Origin of the sequence: Falsiroseomonas sp., from assembly GCF_051860665.1 — a bacterium.
Lineage (GTDB): Bacteria > Pseudomonadota > Alphaproteobacteria > Acetobacterales > Acetobacteraceae > Falsiroseomonas.
Window position 1 is genome coordinate 1 of record NZ_JBHYDM010000005.1, and the last position, 21,478, is coordinate 21,478.

Here is a 21,478-nt window from a genome sequence, read left to right on the forward strand (position 1 = left end):
CGCGGCCGGCGGCGGATCGGCGGCCTGGGCCGCGCCGATCACCTCCATGGCCGCATCGCCCATGCGCCACATCCGCTCCAGCTTCGCCACGGCCAGCAGCGCCATCACGCCGAAGCAGATGGGCAGCAGCCGCAGCCGCGGAATGCGTCGCGCCAGAAGGCGCCGCAGGGTGGCCGGTCCGCGCGCCATCAGCGGATCCCCCGCAGGGCGCGCAGCAATTCGCGCTCGGCCTCGCTGCGCGGGGCGGGGCCGGGCGGGGCCTCCGGCATCGCGGCCGGCTCGGACGGCGCGCCGCCATAGCCCTGGGCGGCGCCGGTCGCCGGGCGCGCCTGGCGCACCAGGCCATCCAGCCGATCCGCCAGCATCTCCGCCCGCTCCGTCAGGAAGCGGAGATCCTCCCGCAGCGGCTCGGCCACCGCGACCCGCTCGGCCACCGCGCGGCCGGCCTGTTCCGCGGTGCCGCGCAGCCGCGTCAGCGTCGCCTCCGCCGCCTCGCTGGCCGCGGCGATGCCGGCGGCACCCGCCTCCAGCGCCGCGCCTTCGCGTCGCAGGGCGACGATCTGCCGCTCCAGCCGCCAGGCGAAGGGCACGGCCAGCGCCAGCAGCAGCAGCAGCGCGCCCTGCGCCAGCCATTCCAGGGTGCTCATGCCCCGCCCCTCATGCCCGGGCCCTCATGCGATGCGCGCCGCGGCGGCGGCTTCCTGCGGAATCTCCCGCCCGCCATCGATCCGCACCGCCAGGCGGTTCTCCCGCCGGCCCAGCTGCCCCTCGAACAGCGCGACATCGCCGCAGCGCAGCCGCACCGGCGCGCCGGGCGGGGAGGACAGGGTGATGCGGTCGCCCACATTCAGCCGCAGCACCTGCGACAGCAGCATGGTCTGCTCGTCCAGCACCACGTCCAGCGAGACGTCGGTCTGGCGCAGCTCCTCCGCCAGGTGGGTCTCCCAGATGCTGTCGCGGCCGAAGCGCTCGCCCATGAACTGCTGCAGCAGCAGCTCGCGCACCGGCTCCAGCGTCGCATAGGGCAGCATGATCTCGATCCGCCCGCCGCGATCCTCCATGTCCACCCGCAGGCGGGACAGCACGGCGGCATTGGACAGGCGGGAGATGGCGGCGAAGCGCGGATTCACCTCCAGCCGGTCGAAGCGGAAGGTCACGGGGCACAACGGCTCGAAGGCCGCGCGCAGATCGGCCAGCACCACGGTGATCAGCCGCTCCACCAGCGTGCGCTCGATGGTGGTATAAGGCCGGCCCTCGATGCGCATCGCGGCGGTGCCGCGCCGGCCGCCCAGCAGCACGTCCACGATGGAATAGATCAGGCTGCTGTCGACCACGACCAGCCCGTAATTGTCCCACTCCTCCGCCTTGAACACGGCCAGCATGGCCGGCAGCGGGATGGAGTTCAGGTAGTCCCCGAATCGCAGCGAGGTCATCGCATCGATCGAGATCTCGACATTGTCCGAGGTGAAGTTGCGCAGCGTCGTCGACATCAGCCGCACCAGCCGGTCGAAGACGATCTCCAGCATCGGCAGGCGTTCATAGGCGATGAGGCCGGCGGAGATGATCCGCTCGATCCCGCTCTCGCCATTGTCGCCGGCCGGGCCGTTGTCGAAGCCCAGCAGGCTGTCGATCTCGGCCTGGTTGAGCACGCGGGCGGCATCCGCCGGCAATGCTGCTTCCGCATCGTCGAAGGGGTCCGGCGCCGCCGCGCCCTCCGCCTCCAGCGAGGCGCCCCAGGCGGCGGCGAGGTCGTCCTCCTCCGGCGTGCCATTGGGATTCTCGCCGCTCATTGGATCAGCATTTCCATGAACAGCACGTCGGTGACGCGCGCCGGCGCGGCGGCCAGGCTGGCGCGGGCCATCAGCTCCTGCCGCAGCCGGTGGGTGCCGGCGCTGCCGCGCAGCTCCTCGGGCCGCACCTCCCGCAGATAGGTCTGGAACAGGTCCATCAGCCGGGGCATCGCCTCGGTCACCGCGGCCGCATCCTCGGCGCGGCTGATCTCCAGCTTGGCCTTCAGGCGGACGAAGACCGGGCGGCGGCCGGTGGCGTTCAGATTGGCGATGATATCCGGCAGCTCGACGAAGGCGGGCGGGCTGCGCGGCGGGGGTGGCGGCTCGGCATCAGCCTGTTCGGTGGGTGCCGGGGGCGGGTTCATGCCGAGCAGGCCGGGCAGGATGCCGGTGAACCACAGACCGGCGCCGCCGCCACCCAGCAGGAGGACAGGCAAAAGGATCAGCAGCAGCTTCTTCTTGCCGCCGCCCTTGGCCGGGGGGGCCTCGCCCTCCGCCGCCGCATCCATCTTGGCTGCCGCTGCCGCCGCCATGCTTTTGCCCGCGCCTTTCCTTCCGGGTTTGCCCCGGCGAGCCGCAGCATGACGCGGGTCCCTTAAGGAAGGGTGACGGCGGCCCCCTCGGCGTGAACCGGGGGCATGGCAAGGCCGGGCTTGCCGGCCCCCGCGGCGATTCCTGCCCCGACCCGGCAGAAGCTGCAGGACGCACCCCGGCCGCGCCCGCCGCACGGCTGGCACGGGACTTGCCCTATGCCCCCCGAATGCTTTGCGGAGCCCGATCGTCATGGACAGCCCCGGCTATATCGTCCTGTCCCGCCTGGTGGCGCAGACCCGCGCCTCCGCGGTGACGGCCAACAACATCGCCAATGCCGATACCCCGGGCTTCCGCGCCGCGCGCCCCCTCTTCGGCACGGTGCTGGAGCGCCAGCTGGATGCCCAGGTGCCGCAGGGGGGCCGGGACCTCGCCTTCGCGCAGGACCGCGCCACCTGGCGGGACACCATGCCGGGCGCCGTCGCCACCACCGGCAATCCGCTGGACCTCGCACTCGGCACGCCGGAGGGCTTCTTCGCGGTGGAGACCCCGCGCGGCGAGCGCTTCACCCGCGCCGGCCGCTTCAGCCTGAACGCGGAGGGCCAGGTGGTGACGGCGGAGGGCTTCGCGGTGCTGAGCACCGACCGCCAGCCGATCCGCGTGGCGCAGGGCGACAGCCGGATCGAGGTGATGGGCGATGGCACGCTGCGGACGGAGAACGGCCCGGTCGGCCGGCTGCGCGTGGTGCGCTTCGCCGATCCGCAGCAGCTGAATGCCGAGGGCGACCGGATCTATGCCGCGCCGGAGGCCATGCAGCCGGAGGTGGTGGAGCGCCCGGGTGTGGTCCAGGGCGCGATGGAGGGCAGCAACGTCCGCCCGGTGATCGAGCTGACCCGGATGACCGAGGAGATGCGCGAATTCCAGTTCGTCGCGCAGATGGCGGAGAAGGAAGGCGAGCGCCTCGGCTCCGCCGTCGACCGCATCCTGCGGCGCCGGTGATGCGCACCTCGAACATCAGCCTGCCGCGAACGCCCCAGGAGATCAAACAAGATGCGTAGCCTGCATATCGCCGGCACGGGCATGATGGCCCAGCAGACGAACGTCGAGGTCATCTCCAACAATATCGCGAATATGAGCACCACCGGCTACAAGCGCCGGCGGGCCGAATTCCAGGACCTGATCTACCAGAACCTGCGCCGCGTCGGCAGCCAGTCCGCCGATACCGGCAGCGTGCTGCCCTCCGGCGCGCAGGTCGGCCTCGGCGTGAAGACCGGCGCGGTCTACCGGATCTCCGAACAGGGCAACCTGTCGCAGACCGAGAACCGCTTCGATCTCGCCATCCGCGGTAACGGCTATTTCCAGATCACCCTGCCCTCGGGCGAGACCGCCTATACCCGCGACGGCACCTTCGCCCTGTCGCCGGAAGGCACGATCGTGACCGCGGATGGCTATGTGGTGCAGCCCGGCATCGCCATCCCGGCCGCGGCGCGCGACGTCACCATCAATGCCAATGGCGAGGTGCTGGCCAAGCTGGACGGCCAGGTGGACCCGCAGAATGTCGGCCAGCTGCAATTGGCGATCTTCGCCAATGAGACGGGGCTGGAGGCGGTCGGCGACAACCTGCTGCTCGCCACCCCCGGCTCCGGCGCCGCGCAGCAGGGCGCGCCCGGCGCGCCGGGCTTCGGCCAGGTGCTGCAGGGCTTCGTCGAGACCTCGAACGTGAATGTGGTGCAGGAGATCACCAACCTGATCACCGCCCAGCGCGCCTATGAGATGAACAGCCGCGTCATCTCGGCCAGCGACGAGATGCTCTCCACCCTGTCGCGGCTGCGGTGAACGCCATGCGGATCCTGCCCCTGCTGCTCCTGGCCCTCGCCCAGCCTGCCCTGGCGCAGGAGCTGGCGACGCTGCGCCCCTTCGCCACGGTGGAGGAAGCGACCGTCCGGCTCGACGACCTGTTCGAGGGCCTGGGCGCGCGCGGCGCCACGCCGCTCGGCCCCGCCCCGGCCCCGGGCCAGCGCCTGGTGGTGGAGGCGGCGCAGCTCGTCGCCATCGCCCGGCGCAACAACATCCCCTGGCGCCCGACCGGCGGTGCGGATCGCGTGGTGCTGGACCGCCCCGGCCGCGCCCTGGCGCGGGAGGAGGTGCTGGAGGCGCTGCGCATCGCACTCCGCCCGCAGGGGGTGGAGGAGGAGGCGGAGCTGGAGCTGCAGGCCTTCAACCCGCCGCTGATCCCGCCCGCCGCCTTCCCGCAGATCACGGTGGAACAGGCGGTCTTCGACCCCGCGACGCAGCGCTTCGGCGCCAGCCTGGCGGTGCTGGCGGATGGCATGGCCACCCAGCGCCTGCGGCTGGCCGGCCGTGCCGTGACGACGCTGCCGATGCTGGTCGCCACCCGGCGCATGGCGGTGGGCGAGGTGGTGCAGGCCGAGGATGTGCGCCTGCAACGCGTGCCGGCCGCCCAGCTGCGCCCCGGCGCCGCGAACAGCCCGGAGCAGGCGGTGGGCCAGGCGCTGCGCCGCCCGGCCGCGCCCGGCCAGCCGCTGATGATGGTGAACCTGTCCCAGCCCCTGGTGGTGGAGCGCGGCAGCACCGTCACCATGCAATACGACATCCCCGGCCTGGCGGTGACCGCGCAGGGCCGCGCCATGGAGGGGGCGGCGCGCGGTGCCCTGCTGCCGGTGATGAACCTTGGAAGCCGGATCGTGGTGGAGGCCCGCGCCATCGGGCCCGGCCGCGTCCGCGTGGAGTCCCGCCGATGACCCGCCTGCGCCTTGTCCTGCCGCTGCTGCTGGCGCTGCCCGCCTGCGAGCGGCTTTCCGAGATCGGCCGCGCCCCGGCGCTGGCGCCGGTCACCAGCCCCACCGCGGCGCCGGGCTACCAGCCCGTCAGCATGCCCATGCCCGCGCCGCAGGCGCCGACGCATGGCGGCAACAGCCTGTGGCGACCGGGCAGCCGCACCTTCCTGCGCGACCAGCGGGCGGCCTCGGTGGGGGATCTCATCACCGTGCTGGTCAGCATCCAGGATACCGCCCAGTTGCAGAACACGACGGAGCGGGAGCGCGAGGGGACGGATACAATGGGCCTGCCGCGGCTGCTGGGGCTGGAAAGCTCCCTCACCCGCCTGCTGCCCAATACCATCGACCCCTCCGCTCTGGTGCAGACCAATGGTGCACAGACCACCAGCGGCGTCGGCACCATGCGGCGGACGGAGACGGTGACGCTGCGCCTGGCGGCGACCGTCACCCAGACCCTTCCGAATGGCAACCTGGTCGTCTCCGGCCGGCAGCAGGTGCGGGTGAACCACGAGCTGCGCGACCTGACGGTGACCGGCGTGATCCGGCCGCAGGACATCGCCAGCGACAATACGGTGAAGCACGACCGGCTGGCGGAGGCGCGCATCGCCTATGGCGGGCGGGGCACGCTCTCCGACGTCCAGGCGCCGCGCTACGGCCAGCAGATCCTGGATACCATCCTGCCCTTCTGAGCGGCGGATCAGCCGCGCAGGAAGGCCAGCAGGTCCTGCGTCAGCCGGTCCTTGTGCGTGGCGGCCAGGGCGTGAGGGGCGCCATCGTACTCGATCAGCTGCGCCTGGCGGATGCCGCGCGCGGCGGGGCGGGCGGAGGCGTCGATCGGCACAGTGGCGTCGGCGGTGCCGTGGATGATCAGCGTCGGCACCGTAATGGCCGGCAGGTCGGGCCGGAAATCGGTGGTGGCGAAGGCGGCGGCGCAAGCCAGCGTCGGCTTCAGCCCGGCCAGCATCGCGGTATTCACCGTCCAGTCCACCAGCTCGCTGCTGACCGGGCTGGAGAGCATGCCGACACCGTAGAACTGCTTGAAGAAGCTGGCGAAGAAGCTGGGACGGTCGGCCTTCATCTGCGCCGTCATCTCGTCGAAGACGGTCTGCGCCACGCCCTCGGGATTGTCGGCCGTCTTCAGCATATAGGGCACGACCGAGGCGATCAGCCCGGCCTGGCGCACGCCCTTGCCGCCGTGGCGGGACATGTAGCGCGCCACCTCGCCGCCCCCCATGGAAAAGCCGATGATGGCGGCGTCCTGCGCCCCGGTCGCTTCCATCACATCGGCCAGGTCATCGGCCAGCGTGTCGTAGTCATAGCCCGTCCAGGGCTGCTCGGACCGGCCGAAGCCGCGGCGGTCATAGGCGATGACCTGGAAGCCGGCCTCGGCCAGCGCCATGGCCTGGTCGTCCCAGCTATCGGCGGAAAGCGGCCAGCCATGGGTCAGCAGCACGGGGCGGCCACTGCCCCAGATCTTGGCGTAGAGCTGGGTGCCGTCGCGGGTCTTGATCAGGGGCATGGGGGGACGTTCTTCCTGTTCTTCGAAGGCCAGAACGCCCCCGGCCCCGCTGGCGTTGCGCCGCCCTTGGCAACGACCGCGGCGCCGCGGTTTTCCCCGAACCCGCGCAACCTGCTATCCTTGGCCCATTGGGCGAGGAGGATGCGGCAGGCATGTGCGGAAGGTATCTGTTGCAGCGAACGCCCTCGGACCTGGCGCAGGTCTTCGCCACCAGCAATCCGCTGCCGAACCACGCCGCCTCCTGGAACATTGCCGTGACGCAGGAGAGCCTGGTGGTGCGGCGCCACCCCGAAAGCGGGGAGCGGCATCTGGACCGGCTGCGCTGGGGCCTGGTGCCGCGCTGGGCGACCGATGCCAAGGACGCGGCGAAGCTGATGAACGCCCGCGCCGATGGCATCCTGGAAAAACCCTCCTTCCGCGAAGCCTTCCGCAAGCGGCGCTGCCTGGTGCCGATGGATGCCTTCTACGAATGGAAGAAGGCCGAGGACGGCAGCAAGCAGGCCTATGCCGTGGCGCTGGCCAGCGGGGAGCCGATGGCCGTCGCCGGCCTGTGGGAGGGCTGGAAGCAGCCGGACGGCGCCTGGCTGCGCACCTTCACCGTCATCACGACGGAGGCGAATGAGAAGCAGGCCCTGGTGCATCCCCGCATGCCCGTGGTGCTGCCGCCCGAGGTCTGGGATGCTTGGCTGGGCGAGGAACCGGCCGAGCCGGAGGAGCTGCAGGAACTGCTGGTGCCCTGCCCGGCGGAGGAGCTGCTGGCCTGGCCGGTCGACAACCGCGTCGGCAAGGTGGCGGAGAACGACGCCCGCCTGCCCCGCCGCGACCCCACCGCCAGCCCGCCACCCGAGCTGGACGACGCCCCGCCGGACTGGGTCGCCTAGGTGCCCCGCGCTTGATCGAAGCCTACGGCTGGTCCGAGTCCTGGCGCGCGGCCTTCGCGGCGGAGGCCCGCCCCGGCCATATCCCCGGCCGCATCATCGTGCAGCGGCGCGAGGCCAATCTGGTGGCGACCGACCTCGGCATCCTGACCGCCCGGCTGTCCGGCCGGCTGCGGCATGCGGCGCGGGAGGCGGGCTATCCGGCCGCCGGCGACTGGCTGGTGCTCGCCGCCAAGGCCGAGGAGGCGACCGCCACCATCCACGCCGTGCTGCCACGCCGCACCGCCTTCGTGCGCCGGGCGGCGGACAGCGTGCAGACCCTGCAGGTGATCGCGGCCAATATCGACGTGGTCTTCGTTGTCACCTCGCTGAATGCGGACCTCAATCCGCGCAGGCTGGAGCGCTTCTTGGCCGCGGCCTGGCAGAGCGGCGCGCGCCCGGTGGTGGTGCTGACCAAGGCAGACCTGTCCCAAAACCCCGAGGCCGAGGCTGCGGAGGTCGCCGCCATGGCCACCGGCTGCCCGGTGCTGGTCGTCTCGGCGCGCGAGGGCCGCGGCCTCGACGCCCTTCGGGCACACATCCGGCCGGGCGAGACCTGCGTGCTGATCGGCTCCTCCGGCGTCGGCAAGTCGACCCTCGTGAATGCCCTGCTGGGCGAGGAGCGGATGGCGACGCAGGAGATCCGCGCGGCCGATGCGCGGGGGCGCCACACCACCAGCTCCCGCCACCTCATCCTGCTGCCCGGCGGCGGGCTGCTGCTGGACACGCCGGGGATCCGGGAGGTCGGGCTGATCGACGCCGAGGCGGGGCTCAGCGCGGTCTTCGAGGATATCGAGGAACTGGCCACGACGTGCCGCTTCCGCGACTGCAGCCACACCACCGAGCCCGGCTGCGCCGTGCGCGCGGCGCTGGAGGCCGGCACGCTGGATGCCGAGCGCTGGGCGCATTTCCGCAAGCTGGAGCAGGAGCTGGCGGAATCGGGCCAGGCCAAGGATCGGGCGGCGCAGGAGGTGCAGCGCCGCCGCCAGGCCGGGCAGCAGCGCAGCTACCGCTCGGCCAAGAAGGGCCTGCTCGACCCGTCTTCCTGAGGCCTCAGGCCGGACAGCGCATCGACACGCCGCTGGAGGCCCCGCCGCCCGGGGCCGCGACGGTGGTGATCCGGACGGCCCCGGCGATCGGCCGCACGGCATTGGTGGCCGTCACGCAGAACAGGCTGCCCTCGGAATCGGGCAGGACCGATCCCTTGCAAGTCTCGCTCAGTCGTCGCGGTGCACCCGCTCCATCCGCTCGTGCCGCTCCTGCGCCTCGATCGACAGGGTGGCGATCGGGCGGGCCTCCAGCCGGCGCAGGCCGATCGGCTCCCCGGTCTCCTCGCAATAGCCGTAGGTGCCATTCTCCACCCGCTCCAGCGCCTGGTCGATCTTGGAGATCAGCTTGCGGGCGCGGTCACGGGTGCGAAGCTCCAGCGCGCGGTCGGTCTCCACGCTGGCACGGTCGGTCAGGTCCGCCTCGATGATGCCGCCCTGCCCCATGGAGGTCAGGGTCTCGCCGGCCTCACGAACCAGGTCACTCCGCCACTTCAGTAATTTTTGCCGAAAATACTCCAGCTGGAGTGGATTCATGAATTCTTCGTCGCTGCTCGGACGATAATCCGGCGGCAAGGTTACCAGCATGGCAGGACTTCCCCAACCTTAGCCGCCCAGGGCCCGGCGCCCGGGGGGCGAAAGCGGCCGGACCATAGTGGCGGCAATGGGGCGCGTGCAAGGCCTCGTTTGGGCGCAAGTTCCTGATTAGCGCCCGGTTTTCAGTTGGATGACGGTCGGGTTGCGACTCTTCGCGCCAATTCCAGCCGCGCGCGCAGGCGAACCTCCGCCAGCAGGGCCGCGAGCGCCGGTTCGAGCCCCGCCTCGGGGGCGGCCGCCAGGCGCTCCAGCCGCTCCAGCCGCCCGGCATCCCCGGGCGAGCCGCGCAGCAGGTCCAGCTGCAGCCCGCGCAACTCCTCCAGTGCCCGCGCGGCGCGGCGGCGGCCGCGCTCGGCCGGCGCCTCGGGCGGCTCCGGAGCGTCCGATTCCTGCAGCGCCAGCAGGCCCGTCAGGGCCGGTGGCGCGCTGGCCGCCTGCGGGGCGGCGGGTTCCTCCGCCACGCCGGGCAGCACGAAGCCGCCGGCGCCGCGGCGCGCCCGGCCGGCCTGCACGCCGCTGAATCCCGCCGGCCCCACCGGTCCCACCGCCATCAGCCTTCCTCCCGTCGCACCACTATCTGCCGGCCCCCGGCAGCCCCTGCCCCGCCCCGGCAAAGCCTGCCGGTCCCGGCGCCCCCGGGGCCATCCCCGCGCTGGCACACCGCTTGCGGAGGCCTGCCCACGCCCCTCCACCAGGATGGCGGCGGCGAGGAGGAGCAGTGTGGCGACAAAACCTTGCCTGAGGATGAGCGACCTGCGGCGCGGCATGGCCCTGCTGCTGTTCATCCTGTTCCTCTCGCCGATGGGCGCCCTGGCGCAGGTCCGCATCAAGGACATCGCGGATGTCGAGGGCATGCGTGAGAACCAGCTGGTCGGCTACGGCCTGGTGGTCGGGCTGAACGGCACCGGCGACAAGCTGCGCAGCGCCGTCTTCACCCGGCAATCGCTGATCGGCGTGCTCGAACGGCTCGGCGTGAATACCCGCGACCAGGAACGCCAGCTGGATACGCGCAACGTGGCCGCGGTGATGGTCACCGCCAACCTGCCCGCCTTCGCCCGCACCGGCAGCCGGATCGATATTTCCGTCTCCGCGCTCGGCGATGCCACCAACCTCACCGGCGGCATGCTGCTGGTCACCCCGCTGCTGGCGGCGGATGGCGAGGTCTATGCCGTGGCGCAGGGGCCGATCGTCACCGGCGCCGTCTCCGCCCGCGGCGCCGCCGGCTCCGTCACCCGCGGTGTGCCGACCGCCGGCCGCATCGCCAATGGCGCGACGGTGGAACGCGAGGTGGCCTACAGTTTTGCGGGCGGGGATCGCCTGCGCCTGTCGCTGCGCAATCCGGACCTGACCACGGCGCGGCGCATCGCCGCGGCCATCAATGGCAGCACCGGCGGCAATCCGGCGACCGCGACCGATCCGCGCACCGTCAGCGTCAGCCTCACCGGCCGCGATTCGGTCGCCTTCATCGCCCAGATCGAGCAGCTGCGCGTGCAGCCGGACCAGATCGCCCGGGTGGTGATCGAGGAAGCCTCCGGCACCATCGTCATGGGCGCCAATGTGCGCCTGTCCACCGTCGCCATCGCCCAGGGCAACCTGACCATCCGCATCACGGAAACGCCGCAGGTGGTGCAGCCCAATGCGCTGGCCGGCGGGCAGACCGCGGTGGTGCCGCGCACCAATGTGGAGGTGGACGACCAGTCCGAACGCCGCCTCGGCATCCTGCGCGGCGGGGTGACGCTGGAGGAGCTGGTGCGCGGGCTGAACGGCCTCGGCGTCGGGCCGCGCGACATGATCACCATCCTGCAGACCATCAAGGCGGCCGGCGCGCTGCAGGCCGAGCTGGAGGTGCGCTGATGAGCATCACCGCCCCGCGCAGCACCGCCGCCCCTTCCCCGCTCGCCCGGCCGGGCGCGGCGCAGAACCCCGCCGCCCTCCGGCGCGCGGCCCAGGATTTCGAGGCCCAGGCCCTCGGCGCGCTGCTGCAGCCGATGTTCCAGGGCCTGGACACCAAGGCGCCCTTCGGCGGCGGCGCGGCGGAGGGCCAGTGGCGCCCGATGCTGGTCGACGCCATCGCCAAGGATCTCGCCAAGACAGGCGGCCTCGGAATCGGGGAGGCGGTGCTGCGCGAGCTCACCCGCCTCGCCGGCCAGACCCAGACCAACGGCGACCAAAACGGCACGACACGCAATCCCACCCCCAACCCGGAAGGATCTTCCCCATGATGCAGCCGCTGATCGTTGCCGCCCATCGCCTGACCGAGGCGCTGCGCGCCGAGAACGAGGCGCTGGCCCGACTCGACCTGACCTCCGCCGCCGCCCTGGCGCGGCCGAAGCAGCAGGCCTCCGACGCCTTCGCCGCCGCCTATGACGCCGCCCGCCGCACCGACAGCAAGGCCGAGGGCGCGGATCGCGCGCGGGTGGAGGAGCTGGCGCTGCGGCTGCGCGACCTGGGCGCGGAGAATCGCCGCCTGCTGGAACGCGCCATCGACCTGCAGTCGCGCGTCATCGAGACCATCGCCGGCGCCACCCGCCCGGCCCGGCCCGGCACCTATGGCGAGCACGGGCTGCATCGCGACGGGCGGCATGCGCCGCTGTCGCTTTCCGCCCGGGCCTGAACCGGCGCCGGAAGCTGTCACGGCGGGGCGGCTTGCCGGATCGCATGCGGGGGCGCAGCTTGGGTACCCCGCATGCTCCGCCGCAACGCAACATTCCTGGTCATCACGGTCCTGACCCTGGCCTCCGCCCTCGCGGTCGGCTGGCTGCGCGGCTGGGCTGCCGTGCAGCATGCGCTGGGCGCCACCTGGGACCTGATCCTGACGGTGCTGCCCTCCATCCTCGGCGGGCTGCTGCTCTCCGCCGCGCTGCGCCAGCTGGTGCCGCCCGGCGCGCTGGCCCGCTGGATGGGCGCCGAGAGCGGGCTGCGCGGGCTGCTGGTCGCGACCGCCGCCGGCATGGCGATGCCGGGCGGGCCGGTGGCGGCCTTCCCGGTGGTGCTGGTGCTGGCCCAGGCCGGGGCGGATCGCGGCGCGCTGATCGCCTTCGTCCTCGCCTGGTCGCTGAACGGCTTCCAGCGCATCGTCGTCTGGGAACTGCCGATCCTCGGGCATGACTTCGCCCTGCTGCGCCTGCTCTGCGGCCTGCCGCTGCCCATCCTGGCCGGGCTGATCGCACGCTGGCTTCCGATCCGCTGGAGCCCGGCGGATGCGCCCGGCATGCAGGGTGTCGCGACCACGCGGCCGGATCGCGGCGCATGAGCTTCGGCGTCGTCGCCATCTGGGTCGTGGCGCTGGGCGCGCTCGCCATGTGCCTGCGGCGCAGCCCCGCGGTGGGCCGGCGCGCGGTGGCGGATGCCGGCGGCGCGCTGTGGCGGGTGCTGCCGGTGATGCTGATGGCCCTGCCCATGGCCGCCTTCATCGCGGAGCTGATCCCGGCCGGCTGGGCGGAACAATGGCTCGGCCCCGATAGCGGCTTTGTGGGCGTGGTGCTGGCCTCGCTCGCGGGCGGCATGCTGCCGGGCGGGCCCTTCGTCACATTTCCGCTGGTGCTCGGCTTTCTCAAGGCCGGCGCCGGCCCCTCCCAGATGGTGGCGCTGATTTCGGGCTGGGCGATCCTGGGCATGCACCGGACCCTGGCCTGGGAGCTGCCGATTCTGGGCGGGCGTTTCATCCTGTTGCGCCTGATGGCGAGCTTTGCGCTGCCCCTGCTGGCGGGAATGGCCGCGGAGCTGTTGCTGCCGCTGTTCCCCGGGGCGGCGCTGCGCTGATCCGGCGTTGCTGCCCCTGTTGATGCGGCGCTGCCGCCCCTGTTGATGCGGCGTTGCCGCCCCTGTTGATGCGGCGTTGCCGCCCCTGTTGATGCGGCGCTGCCGCCCCTGTTGATGCGGCGTTGCCGCAATGCCGCCGCTTCGGCATAGCATGCGCAGACATGACCGATGCCCCACTGCCTGCCGAAACTGCTGAATGGGCTGCGCTTCTCGCGGCGCGTGAGGGCTGCGCGCCACCCGCAGGCCCGCTCGGCGCGCTCTTCGCCCCGCTGCTGACGCCGCCCACGTCGCCCGATGGCTGCATCGTGATCGGCCGGCTGGCGCAGACCCTGGACGGGCGCATCGCCTGCGACAACGGGGCCAGCCAGTGGATCGGCGGCCGCGGCGATATCCTGCACACGCATCGCCTGCGCGCGCTCTGCGACGTGGTGCTGGTGGGCGCCGGCACGGTGCATCACGACGACCCGCGGCTGACGACGCGCGAAGTGCCCGGCCCCAACCCGGTGCGCGTAGTGCTGGACCCGCAGCGCCGCCTGCCCGCCACGCACCGGGTCTTTTGCGACGGCGCCGCGACCACCCTTCTCGTCGCCAGCACGCCGGGCCCCGCCATGCATGGCCAGGCGGAGGTGCTGGTGCAGCCCGACCTGCCCGCGCTGCTGCGCGACCTTGCGGCGCGTGGATGGACCAGAATTTTCGTGGAGGGGGGCGGGCGCACCGTCTCCGCCTTCCTCGGCGCGGGGCTGCTGGATCGGCTGCACCTGACGGTCGCGCCCATCATCCTGGGCTCCGGCATCCCCGCCTTTTCCCTGCCGCCGGCGAAGCGCATCGCCCAGGGCCTGCGTTTCGACTGGACCCCGCACCGCATCGGCGAGGATATGCTCTTCGACATCGCCCTCGGCCGCGCGCGGCCCGGCATCTGCTGCGAAGGTTCCGCGCCATGAAGGCCCAGGCATTCTGGATCACCGGCCCCTTCCAGGCCGAGCTGCGCGAGCAGGAGCTGGACGTGCCCGGACCGGACCAGGCGCTGGTCGTCACCGCCGCCTCCGGCATCTCGCGCGGCACCGAACGCCTGGTCTTCGCCGGCCGCGTGCCGGAAAGCCAATGGCCGGCGATGCGCGCGCCCTTGCAATACGGCGAATTCCCGGCCCCACTCTCCTATGGCTATGCCGCGGTCGGCACCGTGCGCGCGGGGCCCCCGCACCTGCATGGCCGCCGCGTCTTCTGCCTGCACCCGCACCACGACGCCTTCGTCGCCCCCGCCGGCATGTGCATCCCCATCCCCGATGCGGTGCCGGACCGCCGCGCGGTGCTCGGCGCCAATATGGAGACCGCGGTGAACATCCTGTGGGATGCGCGGCCGCTGGTCGGCGAGCGGGTGCTGGTGGTCGGTGCCGGCGTGGTCGGGCTGCTGGTCACCTTCCTGCTCGGCCGCATCCCGGGCCTCGACCTGCATGTCTGCGACCTCGATGCGACGCGCGCGGAGCTGGCGAAGTCCTTCGGCGCGACCTTCTGTGCGCCGGCGGAGGCGCCGGCGGACCGCGACCTGGTGATCCATGCCTCGGCCAGCGCCGAGGGGCTGCGCCTGGCGCTGTCGCGCTGCGGCTTCGAGGGGCGCGTCATCGAGGCCTCCTGGTTCGGCGACCGTGCCTGCGAGCTGCCGCTGGGCGAGGCCTTTCACGCGAAGCGGCTCTCGCTGATCTCCACTCAGGTGGGCCATGTGGCGCCGGCCATGCGCGGGCGGCGCACCCACGGGGAACGCCTCGCGCTCGCGCTTTCGCTGCTGGAGGATGCGCGCCTCGATGCGCTGCTCGGACCCGATACGGCCTTTTCAGACCTGCCGGAGGCCTATGGCGCCTTGCTGTCGCCACCATCGGGCGCACATCAACCGCTCTGCCCCGTCGTCACCTATTCCTGAGAGTGAATGCGCGCATGTTCAGCCTGACCGTCGTCGACCATATCATGATCGCGCACAGCTTCCGCGGCGAGGCCTTCGGCCCGGCGCAGCGGCTGCATGGCGCCACCTTCATCGTGGAAGCCGAGTTCCGCGCGCCGCAGCTGGATGACCTGCATCTGCTGGTCGATATCGGCCTGGCGAAGGACCATCTGCGCGCCATCCTCGCGCCGATGGACTATCGCAACCTGGATGCGGAAGAGGCCTTCGCCGGCAAGAACACCACCACCGAGTATCTCTGCCTGCATATCCATGGGCTGCTGGCCAAGGCCTGCCGCGATGGCGTGCTGGGCGATGGCGGCCGCGCGGTGACCGGGCTGAAGATCCTGCTGCGCGAAAGCCACGTCGCCTGGGCTGCCTTCGAGGGGCCCGTCTGACCTGTGGATATCGCCTTTCTCGTCCCCGCGCCGCTGGAGGCCATCTCCGGCGGCTATGGCTATGACCGCCGCCTGATCGCCGGCCTGCGCGCCCAGGGCCATGCCGTGCCGGTCATCGAGCTGCCCGGTGCGCATCCGCTGCCGGATACCGAGGCCCTGGCCGGCGCCCGCGCCGCGCTGGCGGCCGTGCCGCAGGGCGCGCGCCTCATCATCGATGGCCTCGGCCTGCCCGCCTTCCAGCCGCTGCTGGAGGAATTGGTCGCGCGCCGCGCCCTGGGGCTGATCCATCACCCGACGGCGCTGGAACACGGCAATCCCGGCCCGGTGCGCGATGCGCTGCGCTCGGCGGAACAGGCGATCTTCCCACAGATGGCACGGCTGGTCGCCACGAGCCCGCTGACCGCGCGGCGCCTGCCGCCCGAATTCGGCGTGGCGGAGGACCGCATCGGCGTGGTGGAGCCGGGCACCGACCCCGCCCCGCGCAGCACCGGCTCCGGCGGCCCCGGCTGCGCCATCCTCGCCATCGGCACGCTGGTGCCGCGCAAGGGGCATGACGTGCTGCTGCGCGCCCTCGGCACGCTTTCGGATCTGGACTGGTCGCTGACCATCGTCGGCCCGCCGCGCGATGCGGTGCATGCCGAAGGCTTGCGCGCGCTGTCGGAGGAGCTGGGCCTCGCCAGCCGCGTCACCTTCGCCGGCGAGGTCACGGGCGCGCGGCTGGATGCGCTCTGGGCCGGCGCGGATCTGTTTGCCTTGGCGACGCATTGGGAAGGCTATGGCATGGCCGCCGCCGAGGCCCTGGCGCGCGGCGTGCCGGTCGCCATCACCGCCGGCGGCGCGATCGCGGAGGTGGTGCCGGTGGAGGCCGGCGTGATCTCGCCGCCCGGCGACGTGGTCTCGCTGGGCAAGGCCATGCGCCGCGCCATCTTCGACACCGATCTGCGCGCCGAGATGGCCGAGGCCGCCTGGGCAGCGGGCCAGAAACTGCCACGCTGGGAGGATCGCGCCACCGCCTTCCTCGCCGAACTCAAGGCGGCAGGCTGACATGGCCGAAAGCTTCGATGGCGACTGGCTGGAACTGCGCGAGCCGCATGACGCCGCCGCGCGCAGCCTGGACCTTGCCGCGCAACTGGCCGAGGCCCTGCCGGCGCGGCCGCGGCTGCTCGATCTCGGCGCCGGCACCGGGTCGCTGATGCGCTGGATGGCGCCGGTGATCGGCCGCGCCCAGGCCTGGACCCTGGTGGATGCGGATGGCGGCCTGCTCTCCCGCGCCTTCGGCACCACGGCGGATTTCGCCGAGGCGCAGGACTGGCGCGCCACCTTCGCCGGCCGCAAGACGCTGCTGGTCCATGCGCCGGGCGGGGCCTGGCGGATGGAGGGGCTGATCGCCGATCTGCGCGACGCCCCGCGGGGCCTGCCGCTCGACAAGGTGGATGCGGTGGTGAACACCGCGCTCTGCGACCTCGTCTCCGAGGACTGGATTTCTCGCATTGCCGCCGGCTGCGCGAAGCACCGCCTGCCCTTCTACGCCGCGCTGAACGTCACCGGCCGCGAACGCTTCGACCCGCCGCATCGCGCGGATGCGCTGGTGGCGCGCGGCTTTGCCCGCGACCAGCTGCGCGACAAGGGATTCGGGGGCATCGCGCTGGGCGCCCGCGCGCCTTCCGTCATCGCGGCGGCCTTCGCCGCCCATGGCTATGCCGTGCAGCGTGCGCCGAGTGACTGGCGCATTCCGCGCCAGGACCCGATGATGGCCGCGCAGCTCGCCAGCGGCCATGCCCAGGCCGCCATGGGCCAGCTGCGCCGCGACCGCCGCCGCATCCTGGACTGGGCCATGGACCGCCGCGCCCAGGCTGGCCTCGCCCGCCTCTCCGCCCGCATCGGCCATGCCGATCTGCTCTGCCTGCCGCCCAAGGAATAGAGACATGCCGCTGCTGCTCGGCTGCATCGCCGACGATTTCACGGGGGCCACCGACCTCGCCTCCATGCTGGTGAAGAACGGCATGGCGACGGTGCAGGTGATCGGCGTGCCGACCGGTCCGCTGCCCGAGGCGGATGCCATCGTCGTCGCGCTGAAGTCGCGCACCACGCCGGCGGCCGAGGCGGTGGCCGAAAGCCTGGCGGCGGCGGAGGCGCTGCTGGCGGCCGGCGCGAAGCAGCTGTTCTTCAAATACTGCTCGACCTTCGACAGCACCGATGCCGGCAATATCGGACCCGTCGCGGATGCGCTGCTGAAGCGCCTCGGCGCCGGCTTCGCCCTCGCCTGCCCGGCCTTCCCCGCCAATGGCCGCAGCATCTACCAGGGGCACCTCTTCGCCGGGGCGCATCTGCTGAACGAGAGCGGGATGGAAAACCACCCGCTGACGCCGATGCGCGATCCGAACCTGGTGCGCGTGCTGGGGCGGCAGACGGAGGGCTCGGTCGGGCTGGTGCCCTTCGCGGTGGTGGAGCGCGGCGCGCATGCCATCCGCGACGCCATGACCCGCCTGGCCGAGGGCGGGCGGCGCTATGCCATCGTGGACGCCGTGACCGATGCGCATCTGGTCGCGATCGGGGAGGCCGCGGCGCACCATCCGCTGATCACCGGCGGTTCCGGCATCGCCATGGGCCTGCCGGCGAATTTTCGCGCCCGCGGCCTGCTGCCGGCGCGGCCCGATGCGGCGGCGCTGCCGGCGCCCAAGGGCCTTTGTGCCGTCGTCGCCGGCAGCTGCTCCCGCGCCACGCTCGGCCAGATCGGCTTTGCCCGCGACCACGCGCCGGTGCTGGAGCTGGATGTGCTGGCGACGCCGGATGCCGCCGCACTGGCGGCGCAGGCGCTGTCATGGACCGAAGGCAAGCTGAACGCTGAGACGCCCGTGGTGATCGCCGCCAGCGCGCCGCCCGAGAAGGTGGCGGCGCTGCAGGCGAAGCTGGGGCGGGAGGCCGCCGGCGCGCTGGTGGAGCACGCGCTGGCGGCGGTGGCGCAGGGGCTGGTGGCGCGCGGCGTCGGTCGGCTGGTGGTGGCGGGCGGCGAGACTTCGGGTGCCGTGGTCTCGGCGCTGGGCGTGCAGCAGCTGCGCATCGGCGCGGAGATCGACCCGGGCGTGCCCTGGACCTTTGCCGAGGCCGGCTCCGCCGGGGGCGCGGAGCCCGCCAGCATCCACCTGGCGCTGAAGTCCGGCAATTTCGGCGCCCGCGACTTCTTCCTGAAGGCGTTTGCCCATGTCTGAGGACGCCGCCCGCGCCCAGCTCGTCGAACTGGCCAGAAGTCTGTTCGAGCGCGGCTACAGCGTCGGCACCGCGGGCAATATCAGTGTCCGTCTGCCGGACGGCTATCTGATGACGCCAACCAATTCCTGCCTCGGCCGGCTGGAGGCGGGGCGGATCAGCAAGCTTGGGCCGGACTGGAAGCACCTGTCGGGCGACAGGCCCTCGAAGGAGGTCTTCCTGCATCGCGCCGTGCTGCAGGCGCGGCCGGAGGCGGGGGCGGTGGTGCATCTGCATTCCACCCATGCCACCGCCATCTCGTGCCTCGCACCCGAGGGCGGCGATGCGGAGATCCCGCCGCTGACGCCCTATTTCGTCATGCGCATCGGCCGCCGCCTGCCCTGCGTGGCCTATTACCGCCCGGGCGATGCGGCGATGGAGCCGGCCGTGCACGAGGCCGCGCGGGATGCGAAGGCGCTGCTGCTGGCCAATCACGGCCCCGTCGTCTCCGGCGCCACGCTGGCCGATGCGGTGCATGCGGCGGAGGAGCTGGAGGAGGCGGCGCGCCTGGCCTTGATGCTGCGCGGCGTGCCGGGCGTGCGGGCGCTGGATGCCGCGCAGGTGGACGACCTGCTGCGGACCTTCGGCTGAGGCCCCGATGATCGGCCAGCAGTACCTTTTCGAAAGCCGGGCCCTGGTCCCGGATGCCTGGTGGGACGCGACGGACCCGCCCTATGTCTTCAACAATGCCATCCACCGGCATGGCGCCGACCTGGTGATGGCCACAAGGGTGGCGACCGAGGCCGAAAAGCGCATCGCGCTCTGCCGCCTGGATGCCGCCTACCGCCCCATCCCCGGCAGCGCCATCCCCTTCTCCGATTACCTGACCTATGCGGATGTGGGGCTGGTGCCCCCCGGCAATCACGAACGCCCGGCCGATCCGCGCTTCGTCTCGCTCGGCGACCGGCTGTTCCTGCACTTCAATTCCGGCAGCCGCCCGCTGCCCAACCGCATCTACCTGGTGGAGCTGGACCCGGCGACGCTGCTGCCGCTGGGCCCGGCGCGGGAGCTGGTGAAGGACGGGCCCCGGCGCGATGTGGAGAAGAACTGGATCCTCTTCGCGCATGGGGCGGATCTCTATGCCATCTACAGCTTTGCGCCGCTGGTCATCCTGAAGGTCGCGCTGGACCAGCCGGACCGCATCCCCTGCACCGCGGCCTTCCGGCATGAATGGGATGCCTCGGCCTACCAGCACACCTATGGCGAATTGCGCGGCGGCACGCCGCCGCTGCGCCGCGGCGACAGGCTGGTGATGATCCTGCATTCGGTCTTCCTGTCCGATCGCCGGCGGACGCATGACATGCGCAACAACATGCACTACGTCGCGCCGGCCTTCGAGATGCAGGCGGCGCCGCCCTTCGCGCCCCTCTCCCATTCCGCGCATCCGGTGCTTGAGGTGACGCGCGCCGATGCGGCGCTGGCACAGCGCCCGAAGCTGGACGGCCGGGTGGTGGAGGATGTCTATCCGATGGGCCTGGTGGCGGAGGAGGACGCGCTGGTCGTCTCCTACGGCATGCACAACCAATGCGCCGCGCTGCGGCGCCTGCCGCATGCGGCGCTGGAAGCCGCGATGCTGCCGGCCTTGCGCCAGCCCGCACTGCCCGCCTGGCCCGCGGCGGAGCCGGGCAATGCCCTGCCGGAGGATCCCGAGGGGCTGGAGCTGCGGACCTTCTGGTGGCTGGGCTATCCCACCTCCGTCCGCGACCCCGAACTGCCGCAGAACGGGGTGCGCGGGCATTTCGCCTTCGGCAATTTCGGCGACCTCACCGGCCCGCACCTGCTGACGCGGTTGACCCAGGCCCGGCTGGTCAACGATCAGGAGAAGGGGCAGCGGCTGATGACCGTGGGCTCCGTCATCCAGAGCGCGCGGCATGGCGACGTGATCTGGGGCAGCGGCTGCAATGGCGCACGGGCGGAGCTGCGCAATGCGCCGGGCGAGCTGCATGTCTATGCCACGCGCGGCCCCATCTCCATGGACCTGCTGCGCCGGCGCGGCTTCGACACGGGCCGCGTCACGCAGTTCTTCGACCCCGCCAGCCTGATCCCCCATATCTTCGCCGAGGAAATCGCTCGCCTGCGCGCCGCGGCGGCCGACCAGCCGCGGGAGGAGATCCTGATCGTGCCGCATTACCGGGACCAGCTGGCGATGCGCCGGCTCTACCCGGAGCATGCCGCCCGCATCCAGTCGCCGGATTGCCAGCTCTTCACCATGATGGCGCGGATGCTGCGCTGCGAGCTGGTGGTCTCCTCCTCGCTCCACGGGCTGATCGTGGCGGAGGCGCTGGGCGTGCCCGCCATCTGGCACCGGCCGCTGATGGGCGAGGATGAGCTGAAGTTCACCGACTACTACCTCGGCACCGATCGCTGGCACATCCTGCGCGCGGAGACGCTGCAGGAGGCCTGCCGCGCCACGCCGATGCCGCTGCCGCAGCTGGATGGTCCGGCGATGCTGGCCACCTTCCCGCCGGTCGAGGCGCTGAAGGCGCATGGCGTGCTGCTGCGCCCCGAGCCCGTGCCGCTGGACGAGGCCTTCCAGGTGTCGCCGCAGGAGACCAGCCGCCTGCGCCTGCTGGGCGGCTGGTCGGCCCCCTTCCGCGAGGGCGCCTGGTCGCAAGGACCGCAGCCGCGGCTGTCCATCCAGCTCGGTGGCCGCGGGATGCAGGGGCTGCAGGCGCTCCTCACCCTGCGGGCGATGCTGCCGGGCCCGGGCCGCCCGCAGGTGGTGACGGTGCAGGTGGGCGATGCCGAGCTGGCGCAATTCCGCCTGACCGATGCGGCGGAGCAGGTGCTGCGCGTGCCGCTGGACCGCGCGGTGCCGGAAGGCGACCGGCTGGTGCTGACCTTCGGCATCAGCGACCCGACCAGCCCCGCCAGCCTCGGCATCGGCAAGGCCACGCGGACCTATGGCATCTTCCTGAAGAGCCTGATGCTGACCCGCGCCTGA

Annotated in this window: 26 protein-coding genes; 19 read left to right on the forward strand and 7 right to left on the reverse strand. The window is 72.2% G+C overall.

Annotated elements, in window-relative coordinates; genetic code table 11:
- From ACTIF1_RS06715 to ACTIF1_RS06730, 4 genes are all read right to left on the reverse strand, one after another.
- Positions 1-189: hypothetical protein (locus ACTIF1_RS06715; protein WP_439595618.1), on the reverse strand; the 189-nt coding region annotated here is incomplete at its 3' end.
- Positions 189-647 carry a DUF6468 domain-containing protein gene (locus tag ACTIF1_RS06720; protein ID WP_439595619.1) on the reverse strand — a complete coding sequence of 153 codons (459 nt, stop codon included), beginning with the start codon at positions 645-647 and terminating at the stop codon, positions 189-191. The genes ACTIF1_RS06720 and ACTIF1_RS06715, both read right to left, overlap by 1 nt.
- A gap of 24 nt (positions 648-671) precedes the next feature.
- Complete coding sequence (gene fliM, locus ACTIF1_RS06725; protein ID WP_439595620.1) at positions 672-1,790, reverse strand: flagellar motor switch protein FliM; 1,119 nt, start codon at positions 1,788-1,790, stop codon at positions 672-674.
- Positions 1,787-2,323: a flagellar basal body-associated FliL family protein gene (locus ACTIF1_RS06730; protein ID WP_439595621.1), complete on the reverse strand. Its 537-nt coding sequence runs from the start codon at positions 2,321-2,323 to the stop codon at positions 1,787-1,789. Before ACTIF1_RS06730 ends, fliM begins: the two co-directional genes overlap by 4 nt.
- Before the next feature lie 250 nt (positions 2,324-2,573).
- Here ACTIF1_RS06730 and ACTIF1_RS06735 point away from each other — a divergent pair, with 250 nt between their 5' ends.
- The 4 genes from ACTIF1_RS06735 to flgH are packed head-to-tail and all read left to right on the forward strand — an operon-like array spanning position 2,574 to position 5,808.
- Positions 2,574-3,320, forward strand: coding sequence for a flagellar hook basal-body protein (locus ACTIF1_RS06735; protein WP_439595622.1), 747 nt, complete (start codon positions 2,574-2,576; stop codon positions 3,318-3,320).
- Positions 3,321-3,371: 51 nt separating this feature from the next.
- Positions 3,372-4,157, forward strand: a complete 786-nt coding sequence (gene flgG, locus ACTIF1_RS06740; protein ID WP_439595623.1) for a flagellar basal-body rod protein FlgG — start codon at positions 3,372-3,374, stop codon at positions 4,155-4,157.
- A gap of 5 nt (positions 4,158-4,162) precedes the next feature.
- Positions 4,163-5,083, forward strand: a complete 921-nt coding sequence (flgA, locus tag ACTIF1_RS06745; RefSeq protein ID WP_439595624.1) for a flagellar basal body P-ring formation chaperone FlgA — start codon at positions 4,163-4,165, stop codon at positions 5,081-5,083.
- Positions 5,080-5,808, forward strand: a complete 729-nt coding sequence (gene flgH, locus ACTIF1_RS06750) for a flagellar basal body L-ring protein FlgH (RefSeq protein WP_439595625.1) — start codon at positions 5,080-5,082, stop codon at positions 5,806-5,808. Before flgA ends, flgH begins: the two co-directional genes overlap by 4 nt.
- An 8-nt stretch (positions 5,809-5,816) precedes the next feature.
- Here the strand turns inward: flgH and ACTIF1_RS06755 are convergent, their stop codons facing one another.
- Positions 5,817-6,638 (reverse strand): alpha/beta fold hydrolase, encoded by an 822-nt coding sequence (locus ACTIF1_RS06755; RefSeq protein ID WP_439595626.1) that lies wholly within the window; start codon positions 6,636-6,638, stop codon positions 5,817-5,819.
- 152 nt (positions 6,639-6,790) lie between these two features.
- Between ACTIF1_RS06755 and ACTIF1_RS06760 the strand changes: the two genes are divergently transcribed.
- Both ACTIF1_RS06760 and rsgA read left to right on the forward strand, forming a co-directional pair.
- Complete coding sequence (locus tag ACTIF1_RS06760) at positions 6,791-7,519, forward strand: SOS response-associated peptidase (protein ID WP_439595627.1); 729 nt, start codon at positions 6,791-6,793, stop codon at positions 7,517-7,519.
- 11 nt (positions 7,520-7,530) lie between these two features.
- Positions 7,531-8,604 carry a ribosome small subunit-dependent GTPase A gene (gene rsgA / locus ACTIF1_RS06765; RefSeq protein ID WP_439595628.1) on the forward strand — a complete coding sequence of 358 codons (1,074 nt, stop codon included), beginning with the start codon at positions 7,531-7,533 and terminating at the stop codon, positions 8,602-8,604.
- A gap of 168 nt (positions 8,605-8,772) precedes the next feature.
- Here rsgA and dksA read toward each other — a convergent pair whose 3' ends face one another.
- Entirely contained in the window at positions 8,773-9,186 is a 414-nt protein-coding gene (gene dksA, locus ACTIF1_RS06770) for an RNA polymerase-binding protein DksA (protein ID WP_216836391.1), read from the reverse strand.
- 134 nt (positions 9,187-9,320) lie between these two features.
- Positions 9,321-9,749, reverse strand: coding sequence for a flagellar assembly protein FliX (locus ACTIF1_RS06775; protein ID WP_439595629.1), 429 nt, complete (start codon positions 9,747-9,749; stop codon positions 9,321-9,323).
- Between the two features lie 193 nt (positions 9,750-9,942).
- Here ACTIF1_RS06775 and ACTIF1_RS06780 point away from each other — a divergent pair, with 193 nt between their 5' ends.
- The 13 genes from ACTIF1_RS06780 (at position 9,943) to ACTIF1_RS06840 (ending at position 21,478) form a co-directional block, all read left to right on the forward strand.
- Positions 9,943-11,052, forward strand: coding sequence for a flagellar basal body P-ring protein FlgI (locus ACTIF1_RS06780; protein WP_439595630.1), 1,110 nt, complete (start codon positions 9,943-9,945; stop codon positions 11,050-11,052).
- Positions 11,052-11,420, forward strand: coding sequence for a rod-binding protein (locus ACTIF1_RS06785; RefSeq protein WP_439595631.1), 369 nt, complete (start codon positions 11,052-11,054; stop codon positions 11,418-11,420). Before ACTIF1_RS06780 ends, ACTIF1_RS06785 begins: the two co-directional genes overlap by 1 nt.
- On the forward strand, positions 11,417-11,812 hold the full coding sequence (locus ACTIF1_RS06790; RefSeq protein WP_439595632.1) for a hypothetical protein: 396 nt from the start codon (positions 11,417-11,419) through the stop codon (positions 11,810-11,812). Before ACTIF1_RS06785 ends, ACTIF1_RS06790 begins: the two co-directional genes overlap by 4 nt.
- Before the next feature lie 72 nt (positions 11,813-11,884).
- On the forward strand, positions 11,885-12,451 hold the full coding sequence (locus ACTIF1_RS06795; protein ID WP_439595633.1) for a hypothetical protein: 567 nt from the start codon (positions 11,885-11,887) through the stop codon (positions 12,449-12,451).
- On the forward strand, positions 12,448-12,960 hold the full coding sequence (locus ACTIF1_RS06800) for a hypothetical protein (protein ID WP_439595634.1): 513 nt from the start codon (positions 12,448-12,450) through the stop codon (positions 12,958-12,960). Before ACTIF1_RS06795 ends, ACTIF1_RS06800 begins: the two co-directional genes overlap by 4 nt.
- Before the next feature lie 161 nt (positions 12,961-13,121).
- The gene (locus ACTIF1_RS06805) at positions 13,122-13,901 is read left to right on the forward strand and encodes a RibD family protein (RefSeq protein WP_439595635.1); all 780 of its coding nucleotides are present in this window, start codon (positions 13,122-13,124) and stop codon (positions 13,899-13,901) included.
- Complete coding sequence (locus tag ACTIF1_RS06810) at positions 13,898-14,875, forward strand: zinc-dependent alcohol dehydrogenase (protein ID WP_439595636.1); 978 nt, start codon at positions 13,898-13,900, stop codon at positions 14,873-14,875. Before ACTIF1_RS06805 ends, ACTIF1_RS06810 begins: the two co-directional genes overlap by 4 nt.
- 14 nt (positions 14,876-14,889) lie before the next feature.
- Positions 14,890-15,288, forward strand: coding sequence for a 6-pyruvoyl trahydropterin synthase family protein (locus ACTIF1_RS06815; RefSeq protein WP_439595637.1), 399 nt, complete (start codon positions 14,890-14,892; stop codon positions 15,286-15,288).
- Positions 15,289-15,291: 3 nt separating this feature from the next.
- Entirely contained in the window at positions 15,292-16,332 is a 1,041-nt protein-coding gene (locus ACTIF1_RS06820; protein WP_439595638.1) for a glycosyltransferase family 4 protein, read from the forward strand.
- Position 16,333: 1 nt separating this feature from the next.
- The gene (locus tag ACTIF1_RS06825; RefSeq protein ID WP_439595639.1) at positions 16,334-17,209 is read left to right on the forward strand and encodes a class I SAM-dependent methyltransferase; all 876 of its coding nucleotides are present in this window, start codon (positions 16,334-16,336) and stop codon (positions 17,207-17,209) included.
- Positions 17,210-17,213: 4 nt separating this feature from the next.
- Positions 17,214-18,497 (forward strand): 3-oxo-tetronate kinase, encoded by a 1,284-nt coding sequence (gene otnK / locus ACTIF1_RS06830; protein WP_439595640.1) that lies wholly within the window; start codon positions 17,214-17,216, stop codon positions 18,495-18,497.
- Entirely contained in the window at positions 18,490-19,125 is a 636-nt protein-coding gene (gene otnC, locus ACTIF1_RS06835; protein WP_439595641.1) for a 3-oxo-tetronate 4-phosphate decarboxylase, read from the forward strand. The genes otnK and otnC overlap by 8 nt, the downstream gene beginning before the upstream one ends.
- A 7-nt stretch (positions 19,126-19,132) precedes the next feature.
- Positions 19,133-21,478: a polysaccharide pyruvyl transferase family protein gene (locus ACTIF1_RS06840; RefSeq protein WP_439595642.1), complete on the forward strand. Its 2,346-nt coding sequence runs from the start codon at positions 19,133-19,135 to the stop codon at positions 21,476-21,478.